Genomic DNA, 14,354 nt, shown 5'->3' with positions numbered 1-14,354 from the left:
CGGTGCGGGAGATCGCCCGGAGGTAGGGTGGTGAAGGTGCGCGACACGTCCGGCAGCTGCTCGGCGCTGGCCGCTGCCCTCGGGGAGCCGGCCGCCGGCACCGCCTCCGAGGCGACCGCGTGGCTGTGTGTCGAGCAGCCTGGTCCGTGGGGACGTGACGCCCTCCTGGACAGCCACATGGACGGCGGCTTGGCGGCGGAGCTGTCCAAGCGCGCGGAAGACAGCGGCGTGCGGATCGTGCTGATCCGGCGGCCGGGCCAGCACGCCGACCATCACCACGCCCAGCCCCGGCAGGTGTACCTGGCGTCCACGCGGCCGGGGGCGTGCTGGCTGGAGTCGACGGTGCTCAGCGATCCCAAGCAGCTGCTGGACCTGGACTTCCGGGCCGCCGGTGCGGGGCAGCACGTGGGCCTGGGCACGCGCATCGACGAGCGGGTGCTGCTGGTGTGCACCAACGGCCGCCGGGACGTGTGCTGCGCGGTGGAGGGGCGTCCGCTGGCCGGGGCGCTGGCGGCGGCCAACCCGGGGCTGGTCTGGGAGACCACGCACACCGGCGGGCACCGTTTCGCGCCGACCGCGGTGCTGCTGCCGACCGGTTATCTCTACGGGTGGCTTTCGCCGGAGGTCGGGCAGCGGCTGCTCGATTCCGACGAGGTGGTGCTGGCCGGCAATCGGGGGCGTTCGTGCTGGTCACGGCCGGCGCAGGTGGCGGAGCTGGCGGTGCGGGAACGGCACGGGGAACTGCACCCGGAGTTGTTGTCGGTATCCCCCGACGGCGCCGTCGTCACTCATTCGGATGGCCGGGAATGGGCCGTCACCGTGACGGAACAACCCCAGTTGCCGGCGCGGCCGGCCAGTTGTGGCAAGGAGCCCACAGTACCGAGCGCCTTTGTCGTCGGCGAGGTCATTCGCACCCGCTGATCAGCCGGCGCGTTGCCATTCCGTTCCGCCCTCGTCACCGGAAATCCACCCGGCGGCCGCGGCCGCGTCGGCGGCCAGTCGGCGGGCCTGGTCGATCGGCAGACCGTTCGCCACGACGATTTCATGCATAATCTGACGAGCAATGCCCATCAGGGCCGCCGCAGCCAGCAGTCGCTCCGCGGTCTCGGCATCACACAGCGCCGGGTCGACAAAGCGCTGGGCGGAGGGGCTGACAACCACGTCCCCGCCCAGCGCGTAGACCACGTCCACCAGCACGGACGTGCTCACCGGCCGGTCTCGCACAAACGCCAGGATGACACACGAATACCGGAAAACAATTCGTCCAGCCGGGTGAAACGCGTTTAGGAGCATTCCGACTGTGCGGACTCCGCGGGTGTCGTGACCGCCGCCGCGAACACGCCGAGACCGAGTGAATAGGGGTCGTCGAGACCGATCCGGCGCAACGCTTCCGGCGGCAAAGCCAGCAGGGACAACGAGATTCCCAACAGATAGGCGTCGAGCACCCCGACATCGCGGGTCGAGCTGTCCAGCCCCGCGACCTGGTGCAGCGCCACCGCCGACTCGGCATTGGCGATCGCCATTTCCCCCAGCGCCTGCCGCACGCCCGGCCGGCGGACCGCCTCCAGGTACAGCTCGGCCATGGCCAGCAGCTGCGTCGGATCCCCGTTGACAGCCCGGTGCAGCAGCGCCGGGTACAGCTCCCCCAGCTGGCTCGGCGACACCTGCGCCGGCGTGGTGCTGTGCAGCCGCTCGACCGCCGCCCGGTGCTCCTCGGCCATCCGGGCGGCCGCCGCCTCCAGCAAGGATTCCCTGGTCGGGAAGTAGTTCTTGGTGGTGCCCTGCGGCACCTGCGCCTCCCGGTCCACGGCGCGGTGGGTCAGCCCACGGCCGCCCTCCCGCGCCAGGATCGCGATGGCGGCGTCGCCCAGCAGCGCCCGCCGGTTGCCAGGACGTCGATCACCCACATGATCACCATAGCTGTGGTACCACGCCTGTGGTGATCACGACGCGCCGCAGGCCAGCAGCCATGTGGATCACAGTCGGCTAGGCCGATTCCTCCTCGGCCAGCCGGTCGATCACGCCGTCGTCGTTGTGCCAGATCCGCCCGTTGTCCGCGCCGGGCAGCTGGGCGATCAGGAAGTCGGCCGCCTGCTCGGGCGTCAGCAGGTCGCCCCGCTCCTTCATCTGGGCGAAAAACTCCGCCGACCGGTCGTCGATGTAGTCGCCGCCCTGCTCCCGGACCCACGCCATCATCGAGGTGTCCACGGTGCCCGGCCGATAGACGTTGGCCGTCACGCCGGTGCCGGCCAGCTCGGCGGCCAGGTTGATGGTGTGGCCCTCGACCGCCGTCTTCGACGTCGTGTACGCGTTGCCGCCGAGCAGGAAGTCCGGCACCTGCGCGGCCCCGCTGGACAGGTTCACCACCCGCCCCCAGCCGCGGGCCAGCATGCCCGGCAGCAGCCCGATGCTCAGCGCCACCACCGCCGTCACGTTCACCGCGAGCGTGGCCGCGAACTCGGCCGGGTCCAGCTGCGCGGTCGGGCCCATCGGCCAAGGCACGGCGGCGTTGTTGACCAGCACGTCCACCGGCCCGGCCTGCTCGGCCACGGCCGCCACCTGCGCCAGGTCCCCCAGGTCGGCCGGGATGACCTGGGCCGACGTGGACACCAGCGCCGCGGTCTCCTCCAGCTCGCTGCGGGTGCGCGCGACCAGCACCACGTCCGCGCCCTCGGCGGCCAGCCCGACGGCCACCGCGCGCCCGATGCCGCGGCCTGCGCCCGTCACGAGCGCTCTCTTCCCGACAAGTGTCTGCCCCATGGTCCGATCATGGCCCTACGCCCGCCGACGTACGCCGATATGCCGCTTCCCGACCGACGTCTCTGCCCCAAGGGGCGCGGAGCATGGAGGACATGACCACTCAGATGAGAGCGTCCGACGAGGACCGGGCACGGGTCGTGGAGCGGCTCAACGAGGCTGTCGGCAAGGGGCTGCTGACCCTGCCCGAGGCCGAGGAGCGCATCGCCGCCGCCTACGCCGCCCGGTTCCTCGACGACCTGCCGCCGTTGACCGCCGACCTGCCCGACCCGACTCCACCGCCCCGGCCCGAGCCGGCGCCCGGCCGCCGCCGAGGGCCGGGCTTGGACCCCCGCGTGTTGGTGGTGGTGGCCGCGTTGACCGGCATCGTCGTGCTCAGCCACGGCTTCGCCTTCCCGCTGATCGTGCTGGCCGTCGTGGCGCTGAAGTTCGGGGCCCGGCGGGGCGGCTGGGGCGGGCGCGACTGGGGACACTCTGCCCGGATGTAGGCAACAGCCCTACTGTCGAGTACATGGACCTCGATGACGCGTGTTTCGCCGGCGCCGCCGACCAGGCCGACCTGCTGCGCGCCGGCGAGCTGTCGTCACGGGAGCTGGTGGCCGCCACGCTACGGCGCGTCGAGCGCCACGACCGTGACCTCAACGCCTACCGCCTGGTGTTCGTCGAGCGGGCGTTGGAGGAGGCGGCGCAGGCCGACGAGCGGCGGGCCCACGGCGAGGACGCGCCGCTGCTGGGCGTGCCGATCGCCGTGAAGGAGGACCTGGCGATCGCCGGCCTGCCGACCACCACCGGCACCTACGCCGTGGACCGGACCGAGCCGTTCGACTCCGAGGTGGTGCGTCGGCTGCGGGCTGCGGGGGCGGTGATCGTGGGCCGCACGCGCATGCCGGAGTTGGGGCTGTGGCCGTACACGGAGTCGGCGTCCGCGGGCGCGACCCGCAACCCGTGGTCGCTCGCGCACACCCCCGGCGGCTCCAGCGGCGGCTCGGCCAGCGCCGTGTGCGCGGGCCTGGCCGGCGCGGCCATCGGCACCGACGGTGCGGGCTCGATCCGCATCCCCGCCGCGTCCAGCGGCGTGTTCGGCCTTAAGCCGCAGCGTGGGCGGGTGTCGCTGCACCCCAACGGCGAGCTGTGGACGGGCATGGTGGTGGCCGGTCCGCTCAGCCGTCACGTGCGGGACTGGGCCCTGGTCGCCGACCAGATCCGGGGTTCGCTGCCCAGCGACCCGGTCGCCGCGATCCCGCCCCGCATGAGCTTCGTCGAGGCCGCCGCCACCCCGCCCGGCCGGCTGCGGGTCGCCGTGTCGCTCAAGCCGTGGGTCGCCGGCGTGCGCATCGACCCTCGCGTGCGCGCGGCCGTCGCCGCCACGGTCGAGCTGCTGCGGGAGCTGGGGCACGAGGTCATCGAGCGGGACCCCACGCTGCTCGACCCGACCACGCAGCTGGCGCTGGCCCCGCGCTACCTGTCCAGCGCCGCCGAGGCCGCCGCCGGGCTGGACCGCCCGCACGTCTTGGAGCGCCGCACCCGCCAGGTCGCCGCCCTCGGCCGGGCCGTGCCGCGCTGGCTGGTCACGCGGTCGCGGCGGTTCGGGCAGCGGTTCTCCCAGGCCGCCAACGACGTCTTCACCCACGCCGACGTCCTGCTCACGCCCACCCTGACCCGGCCGCCGATCCGGGTCGGCGAGTGGCAGGGCCGCTCCACGCTGGCCACGCTGCTGGCCGCCAACCGGTACACCGCGTTCCTGCCGCAGTGGAACATCGCCGGCAACCCCGCCGCCTCACTGCCGGCCGGCTTCACCCCCGAGGGCCTGCCCCTGGCCGTGCAGCTGGTCGGCCGCCCGCACGACGAGTGCACACTGCTGTCCCTTTCGTCCCAGATCGAAGCCGCCCGCCCCTGGGCCGACCTGCGCCCCTCCGGCTTCTAACCCCCACCCAACCGCTTGGAAGGGGGCTTTCCTCCACTCCGAGTGGAGGAAAGCCCCCTTCCAAGCGCCAATCCGGCGGGGACGGCGGTGGTGAGGGCGGTGGTGAGGGCGCGGACGGCGGGGTGGTCCTCGGCGCCGAGGCGGTGGGCGATGTGGGTGCGCCGCCCCAGCGACAGGCGGGTCAGGGTGACGCCGTCGGGGCGGTCGACCAGGCCCAGCTCCGGCACGAGGGCCACGCCCTGGCCGGCGGCGACCAGGGCGAGCACGGTGGCGAAGTCGTCGACCTGGTGGCGGGCGTGCGGGGTGAAGCCGGCGGCCTGACAGGCGTGCACGGTCATGCGGTGGCACAGGGTGCCGGCCACGGCCAGGATCCACGGCTGGTCGCGGCAGTCGGCGACGGTGGTGAGCGCGGGGTCGGCGGTGGCCAGGAACATCGCCTCCCGACACAGCGGTGTCACCGCGATACCAGGCTCGGGCGGCACCGGGGCGAAGTCGTACTCGTGCACGAGGGCGACGTCCAGGTCGCCGGCCCGAAGGGCGTCGGCCACCAGCGCCGGGTCGAGCTCCACGACCATGGGCTCCAGCCCGGGATGCCGCCGCGCCAGCTCGGCGAGGGCCGCGGGCACCATGGCGCGGCCGGCGCTGGCGAACGTGCCGATCCGCAGCGACCCCGACAGACCCCGCCGCGCGCCGTCCAGCTCGGCGGCGGCGCGCTCCAGCTGGGCCAGCACGGCCTCGGTGTGTCGGACCAGCGTGCGGCCGGCCGGCGTGAGCACGACGCGGCGGCCGCTGCGGGCCAGCAGCGGCACACCGGCCTCGCGTTCCAGCGCCGACAACTGCTGGGACACCGCTGACGGCGTGAACGCCACCGCCTCGGCGACCGCGGCGATGGTGCCGCGATGGGCCAGTTCCCGCAGCAGCCGCAGCCGGCGCACCTCAAGCATCAGCCCAGCTTACGTATTACCGTGCGAACGCGAACTGGACCTGCACGATCGCGGTCGGCACGCTGGAGGCATGGACGGCATCCTGCTCCCCCTGATCACCCCGTTCGCCGCGGACGGCAGCGTGGCCGCCGACGCGCTGGCGGCCCTGGCCGACCAGACGCTGACCGACGGCGCGACCGGCCTCGTCGCGCTGGGCACCACCGCCGAGGCCTTTGCCCTGGACGCCGACGAGCGCCGGCTGGTGCTCGATGTCTGCACGCGGGTGTGCCGCGACCACGGCGCCGCGCTGGTCCTCGGCGTCGGCGGGGCCGACACCCGCTCCAGCGCCGCCGCGCTGGCCGCGCACCCAGGCATCGACGCCGCGCTGGTGCCGGTGCCGTACTACGTGCGCCCCGGCGAGGCCGGCGTCATCGCCCACTTCACGCGCCTGGCCGCCGACAGCCCCGTGCCGCTGCTCGTCTACCACGTGCCGCACCGCACGGCCCAGCCGCTCAGCGGCGCCACGCTGCTCCAGCTCAGCCGACTGCCCAACGTCGTCGGCGCGAAGGTCGCCAGCGGCATGACCGAGGACGCCGTCGCGCTACTCGGCGGCTGCGACCCCGACTTCGCCGTGTTCGCCGGGGACGACGCCTACCTGTCGCCAATGCTGGCCCTCGGCGCGCGCGGCGGCATCACGGCGTCGGCACACCTGGCCACCGACCGCTTCACGCAGCTCGTGTCGGCGTGGCAGAAGGGGGACGTGGACACCGCCCGCCCGCTCGGCCACGCCCTGGCCCGCCTCGCGTCGGCGCTGTTCGCCGAGCCCAACCCCACGGTGCTCAAGGGCGTGCTGCACGCCCAGGGCCGCATCCCCACACCCGACGTCCGCCTGCCGCTGCTGCCGGCCAGCGAGCAGTCGGTGGCCACGGCGCTCACGCTGCTCTAGCCAACTCCGCGCCCGTGACCGCCCACCGCCCCGACCGCAGGCGCGCGAGGTTGTTGCCCAGCCGGACCAGCACGAACACCGTGAACGCGCACCAGATGCCGACCAAGCCCCAGCCCAAGGCCAGCGACGCCCACGCCACCGGCAGGAAGCCGAGGAACGCCGCCAGGGCGTTGGCCGTGCGTAGGAACCGGGCGTCGCCGGCCCCGAGCAGGACGCCGTCAAGCACGAACACGACGCCGCCGACCGGTTGCAGGGCGACGAAGAACCACCAGGCCCGCGGGATCTGGGCCAGCACCGCCGGGTCGCTGGTGAACAGGTGCGGCAGGACCGGGGCCAGGGCGGCGAACAGCGCGGCCAGGGCCAGGCCGAACACCAGGCCGTAGCGAGTGACCTGCCAGGCCACGGCGGACGCGCTGGAACGGTCGCCGGCCCCCAGCGCCGAGCCGACCAGGGCCTGCGCGGCGATGGCCAGCGCGTCCAGCACAAAGGCGAGGAACATCCACAGCTGGAACACGATCTGGTGCGCGCCGACCGCCGCGGCCGAGGTGTGGGCGGCGACGGCCGTGCCGGACACCCAACACGCCTGAAACGCCAACCCCATGATCGCCACCTCACGTCCGAAGGACAGCTGCGCCCGCAGCCGGGACGGCGCCGGCCGCAGCGACACCCCCTCCGCGCGCAGCGCCCACACGAACAGGCCGGCGGAGATCAGCTGCGCCAGCACGTTGGCGATGGCCGAGCCGTTCAACCCCCACCCGAGCCCGTAGACCAGCACCGGACACAGCACCGCCGAGATCCCGTTGCCCGCCAACACGAAACGCAGCGGCCGGCGCATGTCCTGCACGCCCCGCATCCACCCGTTGCCGGCCATGGTGATCAGCACCAGCGGCGCCCCGAACAGCGCGATCCGCAACCACCCCACCGCGGCCGCCGCCGACTCCGCCGACCCGGCCAGCAACCCGGCGACCGGCGCCGCCAGCAGCTGCCCCAGACCGAGCAGCACCAGCCCGGCCAGCACCGCCACCCACGTCGCCTGCACGCCCTCGGCTACCGCGTCGGCCCGCCGACCGGCCCCGTGCAGACGCGCGGCCCGGGCCGTTGTGCCGAAGCTCAGGAAGGTCATCTGCTGCGCGACCTGCGACAACACCACCGACCCGACCGACAGCCCGGCCAGCTGCACCGCGCCCAGGTGGCCGACCACGGCCGTGTCCACGAGCAGGTACAGGGGTTCGGCGGCGAGCACGCCCAGCGCCGGCACGGCCAGTCTCAGCACCCGCACGGTAATGACTCCTCTCCGCTTTGACCCCTGACGGCCGGAGCCTACGGTAAGGTCCGCTCGTGGACAACGCTGCTTACCTGGACGTCGCTCTGCGGCTGGCCAACGCCGACCTGGCCGAAGTCGAGGACCTCCGCGCGGCCCTCTACGAGGAGCCGTGGTGGGCCGAGCGCACCGAGGACCGCGACCTGCTCGCGCTGCGACCGGTCGCCGAGGGCCTGCGCCGCGTCCTGGCCGCCGCCGTCGCCGCCGACCGCCACGGCGTGCAGGCCGAGGCCAACGCCCTGCTGTCCGCGCACCCGCTACGGCCGCAGCTGTCCTCCGGCCACGACGAGAAGCAGAACTGGCACGTCCACGTGGCCGACCCCGGCCAGCCGCCCGCCACCGAGGTCGCCGCCGCCGCGGCCTGGGGCATCGCCCAGGGCATCGTCCACTACGGACTCGAGCGCTGGGGCCGCTGCGCCGCCGAGGACTGCGGCAACTTCTTCCTCGACACCTCCACCAACCGCGCCAAGCGGTTCTGCTCGGCCCGCTGCGCCAACCGCGTCCACGTCGCCGCCTTCCGCTCCCGCCAACGCGACTGACCACCCCGGTCCGATGTCATGAAGGGCCCCATCCTGACGTTGAACGTCAGGATGGGGCCCTTCATGACACAAAAACGAGGGTCAGAGGCCGCGTTTGGTGAGTTCGTCGAGGAGCTGGCGGTCGGCGATGTGGCGGCCCTTGACGCCGTCCAGGTAGGAGTTGAAGGCGTCCTGGCGGCCGGTGCGCGTGAACAGGGTGCGCAGCTGGGCCAGCAACTCGACCACGAGGGCCTCGTTGTGGGCGTGGGTGTCGTCGTCCAACGCCTGCTCCACCAGGCCGCGGTACACCGCGATGGCGTCGCCGGGGTGGTCGGCGGAGCGCACGCGGGCCAGCTCGGCCCACACCTCGTCGGTGCAGCCGTGGGCGACGGCGGTCTGCCACGCGGCCTCGGGCTGCTCGTCGTGGATGAGCACCCGGACCAGCACGGAGTTCACGGCCACGTCGCCGGAGCCTTCGGCCAGCCGCCGCAGCACCAGGTCGCGCTGCTCGGGCCAGCTGCCGGCGTGCTCGGCCACGGTGCGCAGCCGCAGGTAGGTGTCCATCGCCGGCTGGTTGCTGAAGATCCGCATCCGCATCGACACCGCGCGGTCGAACCAGCCCATCCGCACGCACTCGTCCACGGCCACGTCGACCAGCCGCGAGGCGACCCCGCGCCAGCCGCTGGCGGTCAGCCCGCGCCCCACCCACTCCAGCACCTGCTCGGACCGCCCGGCCTCCTGTAGCAGCGTGGCGATGCGCAGGTAGTGCCAGCCCGAGGACAGGTCCTTGGCCAGCGCCGTCACGTGCAGGTCCACGTCGCCCAGATGCTCGGCCAGGTCCTCGGCCACGCGCAGCACCGCCCACCGGCGCCGGTCGAACACCGGCCGCTGCGCGAACTCCAACACCGGCAACGCCACGCACAGAGCCTCGGCCGCCTCCCGGTAGGCCGCCAGCCCGGCCGCGCCCAGCGCGCCGGCGTAGTCGGTCAACTGGACCTGCGGCCCCTCGGGATGCTCCACCTGCAACGACAGCAGCCACCGGGCCAGCCGCAGCGGATCGCCCTGGTGCAGCCGGCACGCCGTGGCGTGCGCGGCCAACGCCCGGTCGGCCAGCTCCCGCAACACCGTCACCCGCTCCGGCAGCCGCGCCAGCGCCGAGGCCAACGACTCCACCACGTACTCGGCCAGCTCGACGGCGTCGGTGACCTTGGCCGCCCGCACCAGACCCTCCAGCGCCGCGACCACCTCCGACAGCGCCTGCCCCGGATCGTCACCGCCGGTGAGCGCGGCCTCCACGGCGACGCGCGTGCGCACCGCGTCCCCACCCTCCGCCCCGGCGCCACCGGGTTGGCCGCTGATCACCGCACAATCAAACCCCACATCACACGGCAGGTGAACGCGGAAGAACCGTTCGGAGCAGCGCGGTCACCGCCCGGACGCGAAAGGCCGCTGGGAGTGACCGACGGTGGCCGCGCCCGCCCAGTGGCCCACCGAATTGGCCGGCACCCATCGATAGCACGCGTGAGCCGATCGTGACGCGTTTTTCGGGGGACCAAGAACTGTCAATTGTTGCCGTTCGGTCACGAAGGTGAAGCGCACGCAACCAATTGCGCCTTATCACTCGTCCGGAGCAGTGCGGCCGCATATGGGCATCTCTAGGGTTGTTCCATGCATATTCGCGTGGATTACGACGAGGGGCTGCACGCAGTCTACGAACGAGGACGCGCGCTGCCGCCCGAGACCGTCGCCACGTGGATGGCCGCCCTGGCGCGCAACGCCCCCGAACACCGCCCGCTGACCGTGCTGGACCTGGGCTCGGGCACCGGCCGGTTCAGCGACGCCATCGCCGACACGTTCGGCGGCCCGGTGTACGGCGTAGAACCCTCGGCCCGGATGCGGGAGGTCGCCGCCGCCGTCCACCCGCACCCGGCCGTCACCTATCTGGACGGCCGGGCCGAGGCCATCCCGCTGCCCGACCACAGCTGCGACCTGGCGGTCCTGTTCCTGGTCCTGCACCACGTCGAACACCGCATGCTCGGCGTCAAGGAACTGGCCAGGGTGCTGCGGCCCGGCGCCCGGCTGTGCGTGCACAGCGGCTTCTCCGGCCAGATGCACGACCACGTGTGGTACCGCTACTTCGCCCGCGCCCGCGAAGTGGACGACCTGGTGTTCCCCCGACTGGACGAGGTCATCGCGCAGTTCGCCGAGGCCGGCCTGGCCTACGTCGGCCTCGACCAGGTCGACCAGCAGGTCGCGGCCAGCCTGCCGGCCTATTTCGAACGATTTCGACACCGCTCCTTTTCGACGTTGCAGCATATGTCGGAAGAGGAGATCGCCACCGGCATGGCGGCGATGGCGCGGGCCGCCGCCGCGGCGGAAGGCACGCCGCCCGAGCCGGTAATCCAAACGGCGGACCTGCTCGTCCTGGAGCGCGTCGACACGTAGTCGCGCACCCACGGTCAGTGTGCCGAAAATCTCACGAAACGCTTTTCACGCGGCCGGCAGGGCGAACCGGAAGCGAAATCGGTGAAATGCGGAGCCCCCGGACCCCACGCGGGTCCGGGGGCTCCGTCGTCTCTCAGGCCCGCGGACCGTCCGACAACTCGGTGTAACCGGCGTTGGGCCCGGGCTCGTCCGAGGTGATCTCGGCCGCCGCCTTCTCCGCGGCCCGCACCGCGTGCGTGGCCTCGGTCTCGGCCGGCGGGTCGAACCAGTTGGCCACCGTCTCGTCCATCTCCTCCGGCGCGGGCGCGGCGGTGTCCGGAGCCGGCGGCTCGTAGCGGAACACGCCGTCCTCGCCGGGCGCGCCCAGCAGCCGGGCGAAGCCCTCCAGGGCCTTGCCGTAGTCGGTCGGCACCAGCCACACCTTGTTGGCGTCGCCCTGCGCCATCTGCGGCAGCGTCTGCAAGTACTGGTAGGCAAGCACCTCCGGCGTCGGCCGGCCCGCCTTGATCGCCGCGAACACCTTCTCGATCGCCTTGGCCTGACCCTGCGCCTGAAGGTAGCGGGCCGCCCGCTCGCCCTCGGCCCGCAGGATCCGGGACTGCCGGTCGGCCTCGGCGGCCAGGATCGCCGCCTGCTTGGCGCCCTCGGCCGCCAGGATCTGGCCCTGCTTCTGGCCCTCGGCCGTCTTGATCGCCGACTCCCGCTGGCCCTCGGCGGTCAGGATCATCGCGCGCTTCTCCCGGTCGGCGCGCATCTGCTTCTCCATCGAGTCCTGGATGGACGGCGGCGGGTCGATCGCCTTGAGCTCCACCCGGGCCACCCGGATGCCCCACCGGCCGGTCGCCTCGTCCAGCACCCCGCGCAGCTGGTTGTTGATCGAGTCGCGGGAGGTCAGCGTCTGCTCCAGGCTCATGCCGCCGACCACGTTGCGCAGCGTCGTGGTGGTCAGCTGCTCCACACCGACGATGTAGTTGGAGATCTCGTAGACCGCCGCCCGCGGGTCGGTCACCTGGAAGTAGACGACCGTGTCGATGGAGACCGTCAGGTTGTCCTCGGTGATCACCGGCTGCGGCGGGAAGGACACCACCTGCTCCCGCAGGTCGATGCGGGCCCGCACCCGGTCCAGGAACGGCATCAGCAGCTTCGGCCCGGGCGTCGCGGTCGCCCGGTACCGGCCGAGCCGCTCGATCACCGCAGCCTGCGCCTGCGGGATGATCAGCACGGACTTCACCGCGATCGTCAACACCACCAGGATGATGACGATCACGACGATGATCGTGGTCACTGTCGCTGCCTCCATCAGTTCTCCGCCCACACGATTGCCGTCGCTCCCGAGATGTCCATGACGATCACCTGGCGGCCCGGCTCCAACCGCTGGGTCGGCTCGAAGGTCCGAGCCGACCACACCTCGCCGTTGATGCGGACCCGCCCGTCGTGCTCGTCGACGGTCGAGACCACCACGGCCTGAACACCCTTGAGCGCCTCGATCCCCGTCCGGTGGTCGTGGCCGCCCGCCATCAGCCGGCTGCGCAGGATCGGCCGGACCGCGAACAACCCGACCAGGGTGGTCGCCGCGAACACGATGGCGTCGGCCAGCAGACTGCCCCCGACCACGTCGGCCAGCGCCGCCGCCAGCCCCCCGACGCCCAGCATCACGAGGACGAAATCCCCGGACAGGACCTCGGCGAGCACCAGCGCGACGCCGAACAGGAGCCACAGCACAGCGGCCATGCCTCCATCGTGGCACGGTCGACGCGACACCATCGGGCGACCGCCCCGCACGTGACCCGCGCGTGACCTAGGTCGGCTCGGTCACGAAGTCGATCAACCGTTCCACCGCCCCCAGCAGCGGCGTCTCCAGGTCGCGGAAGCCCGACACGCCGGCCAGCACCCGCCGCCAGCCCTCGGCCGGCTCGCCCCAGCCCAGCGTCTCGCAGATGCCTTCCTTCCACGGGATCCCGCGCGGCACGGCCGGCCAGGCCCGGATGCCGACCGAGGCCGGCTTGACCGCCTGCCAGATGTCGACGTAGGGGTGCCCGGTCACCAGCACGTGCTCGTCCCGGATCGACGACACCAGCCGCGACTCCTTGGACCCCTCGACCAGGTGGTCGACCAGCACGCCCAGCCGGCGACCGGGCCCGGTGCCGAACTCCTCGATCCGGTCGGCCAGCACGTCCACGCCGTCCAGCGGCTCCACCACCACGCCCTCGACCCGCAGGTCGTGACCCCACACCCGCTCCACCAGCGTCGCGTCGTGCAGGCCCTCGACCCAGATCCGGCTGTCCCGCGCGGTGCGCGCCCGCAGGCCCTCGACCTTCACCGACCCGGACGCCGACAACCGCCGAGTCGGGGCTGCCTGCGGACGGACGAGGGTGACCGGGCGGCCGTCGATCAGGAACCCGGCCGGGGTCAGCGGGAACAGGCGGTGCCGGCCGTGCCGGTCCTCCAGCACCACGTTCCCGGCTTCGAACCGGACCACCGCGCCGCAGAACCCGGACGCCGCATCCTCGACCACCACCCCCGGCTCGGCCGCCACCTCCGGGATCTCCCGGCGCTTCTTCGGTCCGGCCAGCACGTCGCGGCCGTAGTCGTGGGAACGCACAGCGCCGGACCCTATCGGGTGATGCCGGTGTTCTCTTGGAGGAACTCCAGCGTGGCGGACCACGCCGCCGCCCGCGCCTTGGTGTTGACCTCCGGCGTGCCGCCCATCTCGAACAGGACACCCGGCCCCGGCGAGAGCGTGTCGGTGTAGGGCTGCCCGGGCGGGCCGTTGAGCGGATGCCCCGCGCCCTCGTAGATCCGCAGCTCCACGTTGTCGGCCCCGTCGGCGGCGGCCTGGCTGTAGGCCACCGACGGCCAGTTCTGGTCGTCGCTGCCGCACAGCATCAACACCGGGCCGTCGATGCGCTCCACCGGGATCCGGTACCGCGCCACATCGGCCGGCACGTCCGGGAACGCCAGCCGCAGCCGCACCGGCTCGCCCTGGGCGACCTGCTCCCGCAGCTCGTCCCGTACCTGATATGGCAGGTAGTCCAACGGCTTGCGGCGCAGCGTCCACGACGCCGCCGGCGTGTCGAGGATGTCCAGCAGCCCGCCGGCGCGGTAGTCGACGCCCTGGGTCAGCAGACCGCCGCCGGCCACACTGACCACGGCCCCGACCCGTCGGTCATGCGCGCCGATCAGCAGCGCCGCCTCCCCACCCCGCGACCCGCCGACCACGCCGATCCTGCCCGTGGACAACGAGGCGATCTTGTCCACCGCGGCGAAGAAGTACTCCAACGGGATCTCCACCAGCCCCGGCGGCAGCGACGGCAACCCGAAGTAGGCCAACGCCAGCACGTTGTAGCCCTCGGCGTGCAGCGCCCGCGCGTCCCGTTCGTGCAGGCCGCCCTCGGCCCCGCCGAGCAGCAGCACCCCGGGCGCGGACACGGGCTGGGTCAGCAGCAGGCTCTCCGTCACCACCCGAGTCTCCCGGGTCCGGCAACCGGCCGATCATCGGCCCCCGGACCGAAACTGTCAG

Annotated in this window: 16 protein-coding genes; 6 read left to right on the top strand and 10 right to left on the bottom strand. The window is 72.9% G+C overall.

Annotated elements, in window-relative coordinates; translation table 11 throughout:
- The first annotated feature begins 36 nt into the window (after window positions 1-36).
- A complete protein-coding gene (locus ACIG5F_RS01090) occupies window positions 37-921 on the top strand; it encodes a sucrase ferredoxin (protein ID WP_396515319.1) in 885 nt (294 codons plus the stop codon).
- Here ACIG5F_RS01090 and ACIG5F_RS01085 read toward each other — a convergent pair whose 3' ends face one another.
- The 3 genes from ACIG5F_RS01085 to ACIG5F_RS01075 all read right to left on the bottom strand — a co-directional run bounded on the left by ACIG5F_RS01085 (window position 922) and on the right by ACIG5F_RS01075 (window position 2,727).
- Window positions 922-1,197, bottom strand: a complete 276-nt coding sequence (locus ACIG5F_RS01085; RefSeq protein WP_396515318.1) for a hypothetical protein — start codon at window positions 1,195-1,197, stop codon at window positions 922-924.
- An 86-nt stretch (window positions 1,198-1,283) separates the two neighbouring features.
- Entirely contained in the window at window positions 1,284-1,907 is a 624-nt protein-coding gene (locus ACIG5F_RS01080; protein ID WP_396515316.1) for a TetR/AcrR family transcriptional regulator, read from the bottom strand.
- A gap of 79 nt (window positions 1,908-1,986) precedes the next feature.
- Entirely contained in the window at window positions 1,987-2,727 is a 741-nt protein-coding gene (locus tag ACIG5F_RS01075; protein WP_396515314.1) for an SDR family NAD(P)-dependent oxidoreductase, read from the bottom strand.
- Window positions 2,728-2,852: 125 nt separating this feature from the next.
- On the opposite strand from ACIG5F_RS01075, the gene ACIG5F_RS01070 reads away from it, so the two are divergent.
- Window positions 2,853-3,245, top strand: a complete 393-nt coding sequence (locus ACIG5F_RS01070; protein WP_396515312.1) for a DUF1707 domain-containing protein — start codon at window positions 2,853-2,855, stop codon at window positions 3,243-3,245.
- Window positions 3,246-3,268: 23 nt separating this feature from the next.
- Window positions 3,269-4,681, top strand: coding sequence for an amidase (locus ACIG5F_RS01065; RefSeq protein ID WP_396515310.1), 1,413 nt, complete (start codon window positions 3,269-3,271; stop codon window positions 4,679-4,681).
- Here ACIG5F_RS01065 and ACIG5F_RS01060 read toward each other — a convergent pair.
- The gene (locus ACIG5F_RS01060; RefSeq protein WP_396515308.1) at window positions 4,678-5,625 is read right to left on the bottom strand and encodes a LysR substrate-binding domain-containing protein; all 948 of its coding nucleotides are present in this window, start codon (window positions 5,623-5,625) and stop codon (window positions 4,678-4,680) included. The two genes, ACIG5F_RS01065 and ACIG5F_RS01060, sit on opposite strands and share 4 nt — an antisense overlap.
- Before the next feature lie 70 nt (window positions 5,626-5,695).
- Between ACIG5F_RS01060 and ACIG5F_RS01055 the strand changes: the two genes are divergently transcribed.
- The gene (locus tag ACIG5F_RS01055) at window positions 5,696-6,550 is read left to right on the top strand and encodes a dihydrodipicolinate synthase family protein (RefSeq protein ID WP_396515306.1); all 855 of its coding nucleotides are present in this window, start codon (window positions 5,696-5,698) and stop codon (window positions 6,548-6,550) included.
- On the opposite strand, the gene ACIG5F_RS01050 is transcribed toward ACIG5F_RS01055, so the two are convergent.
- Window positions 6,537-7,829 (bottom strand): MATE family efflux transporter, encoded by a 1,293-nt coding sequence (locus ACIG5F_RS01050; RefSeq protein WP_396515304.1) that lies wholly within the window; start codon window positions 7,827-7,829, stop codon window positions 6,537-6,539. The genes ACIG5F_RS01055 and ACIG5F_RS01050 overlap by 14 nt on opposite strands.
- Window positions 7,830-7,888: 59 nt before the next feature.
- On the opposite strand from ACIG5F_RS01050, the gene ACIG5F_RS01045 reads away from it, so the two are divergent.
- On the top strand, window positions 7,889-8,410 hold the full coding sequence (locus ACIG5F_RS01045) for a CGNR zinc finger domain-containing protein (RefSeq protein WP_396515302.1): 522 nt from the start codon (window positions 7,889-7,891) through the stop codon (window positions 8,408-8,410).
- Between the two features lie 81 nt (window positions 8,411-8,491).
- On the opposite strand, the gene ACIG5F_RS01040 is transcribed toward ACIG5F_RS01045, so the two are convergent.
- Entirely contained in the window at window positions 8,492-9,703 is a 1,212-nt protein-coding gene (locus ACIG5F_RS01040; RefSeq protein WP_396515300.1) for a hypothetical protein, read from the bottom strand.
- 354 nt (window positions 9,704-10,057) lie between these two features.
- On the opposite strand from ACIG5F_RS01040, the gene ACIG5F_RS01035 reads away from it, so the two are divergent.
- Window positions 10,058-10,834 carry a class I SAM-dependent methyltransferase gene (locus ACIG5F_RS01035; RefSeq protein WP_396515298.1) on the top strand — a complete coding sequence of 259 codons (777 nt, stop codon included), beginning with the start codon at window positions 10,058-10,060 and terminating at the stop codon, window positions 10,832-10,834.
- Window positions 10,835-10,967: 133 nt separating this feature from the next.
- Here ACIG5F_RS01035 and ACIG5F_RS01030 read toward each other — a convergent pair whose 3' ends face one another.
- The 4 genes from ACIG5F_RS01030 to ACIG5F_RS01015 form a co-directional block, all read right to left on the bottom strand.
- Window positions 10,968-12,134, bottom strand: a complete 1,167-nt coding sequence (locus ACIG5F_RS01030) for an SPFH domain-containing protein (protein ID WP_396515296.1) — start codon at window positions 12,132-12,134, stop codon at window positions 10,968-10,970.
- Window positions 12,134-12,565, bottom strand: a complete 432-nt coding sequence (locus ACIG5F_RS01025) for an NfeD family protein (protein ID WP_396515294.1) — start codon at window positions 12,563-12,565, stop codon at window positions 12,134-12,136. The genes ACIG5F_RS01030 and ACIG5F_RS01025 overlap by 1 nt, the downstream gene beginning before the upstream one ends.
- A gap of 67 nt (window positions 12,566-12,632) precedes the next feature.
- A complete protein-coding gene (locus tag ACIG5F_RS01020) occupies window positions 12,633-13,436 on the bottom strand; it encodes a DUF3097 domain-containing protein (protein ID WP_396515292.1) in 804 nt (267 codons plus the stop codon).
- Window positions 13,437-13,447: 11 nt separating this feature from the next.
- Window positions 13,448-14,293, bottom strand: a complete 846-nt coding sequence (locus tag ACIG5F_RS01015) for an acyl-CoA thioester hydrolase/BAAT C-terminal domain-containing protein (RefSeq protein ID WP_396515290.1) — start codon at window positions 14,291-14,293, stop codon at window positions 13,448-13,450.
- Between the last annotated feature and the right edge of the window lie 61 nt (window positions 14,294-14,354).

It is taken from the genome of Kutzneria sp. NPDC052558 (assembly GCF_044547355.1).
In the GTDB taxonomy this organism is placed as follows: Bacteria; Actinomycetota; Actinomycetes; order Mycobacteriales; family Pseudonocardiaceae; genus Kutzneria.
This window is presented reverse-complemented; position numbering and strand designations above follow the sequence as displayed.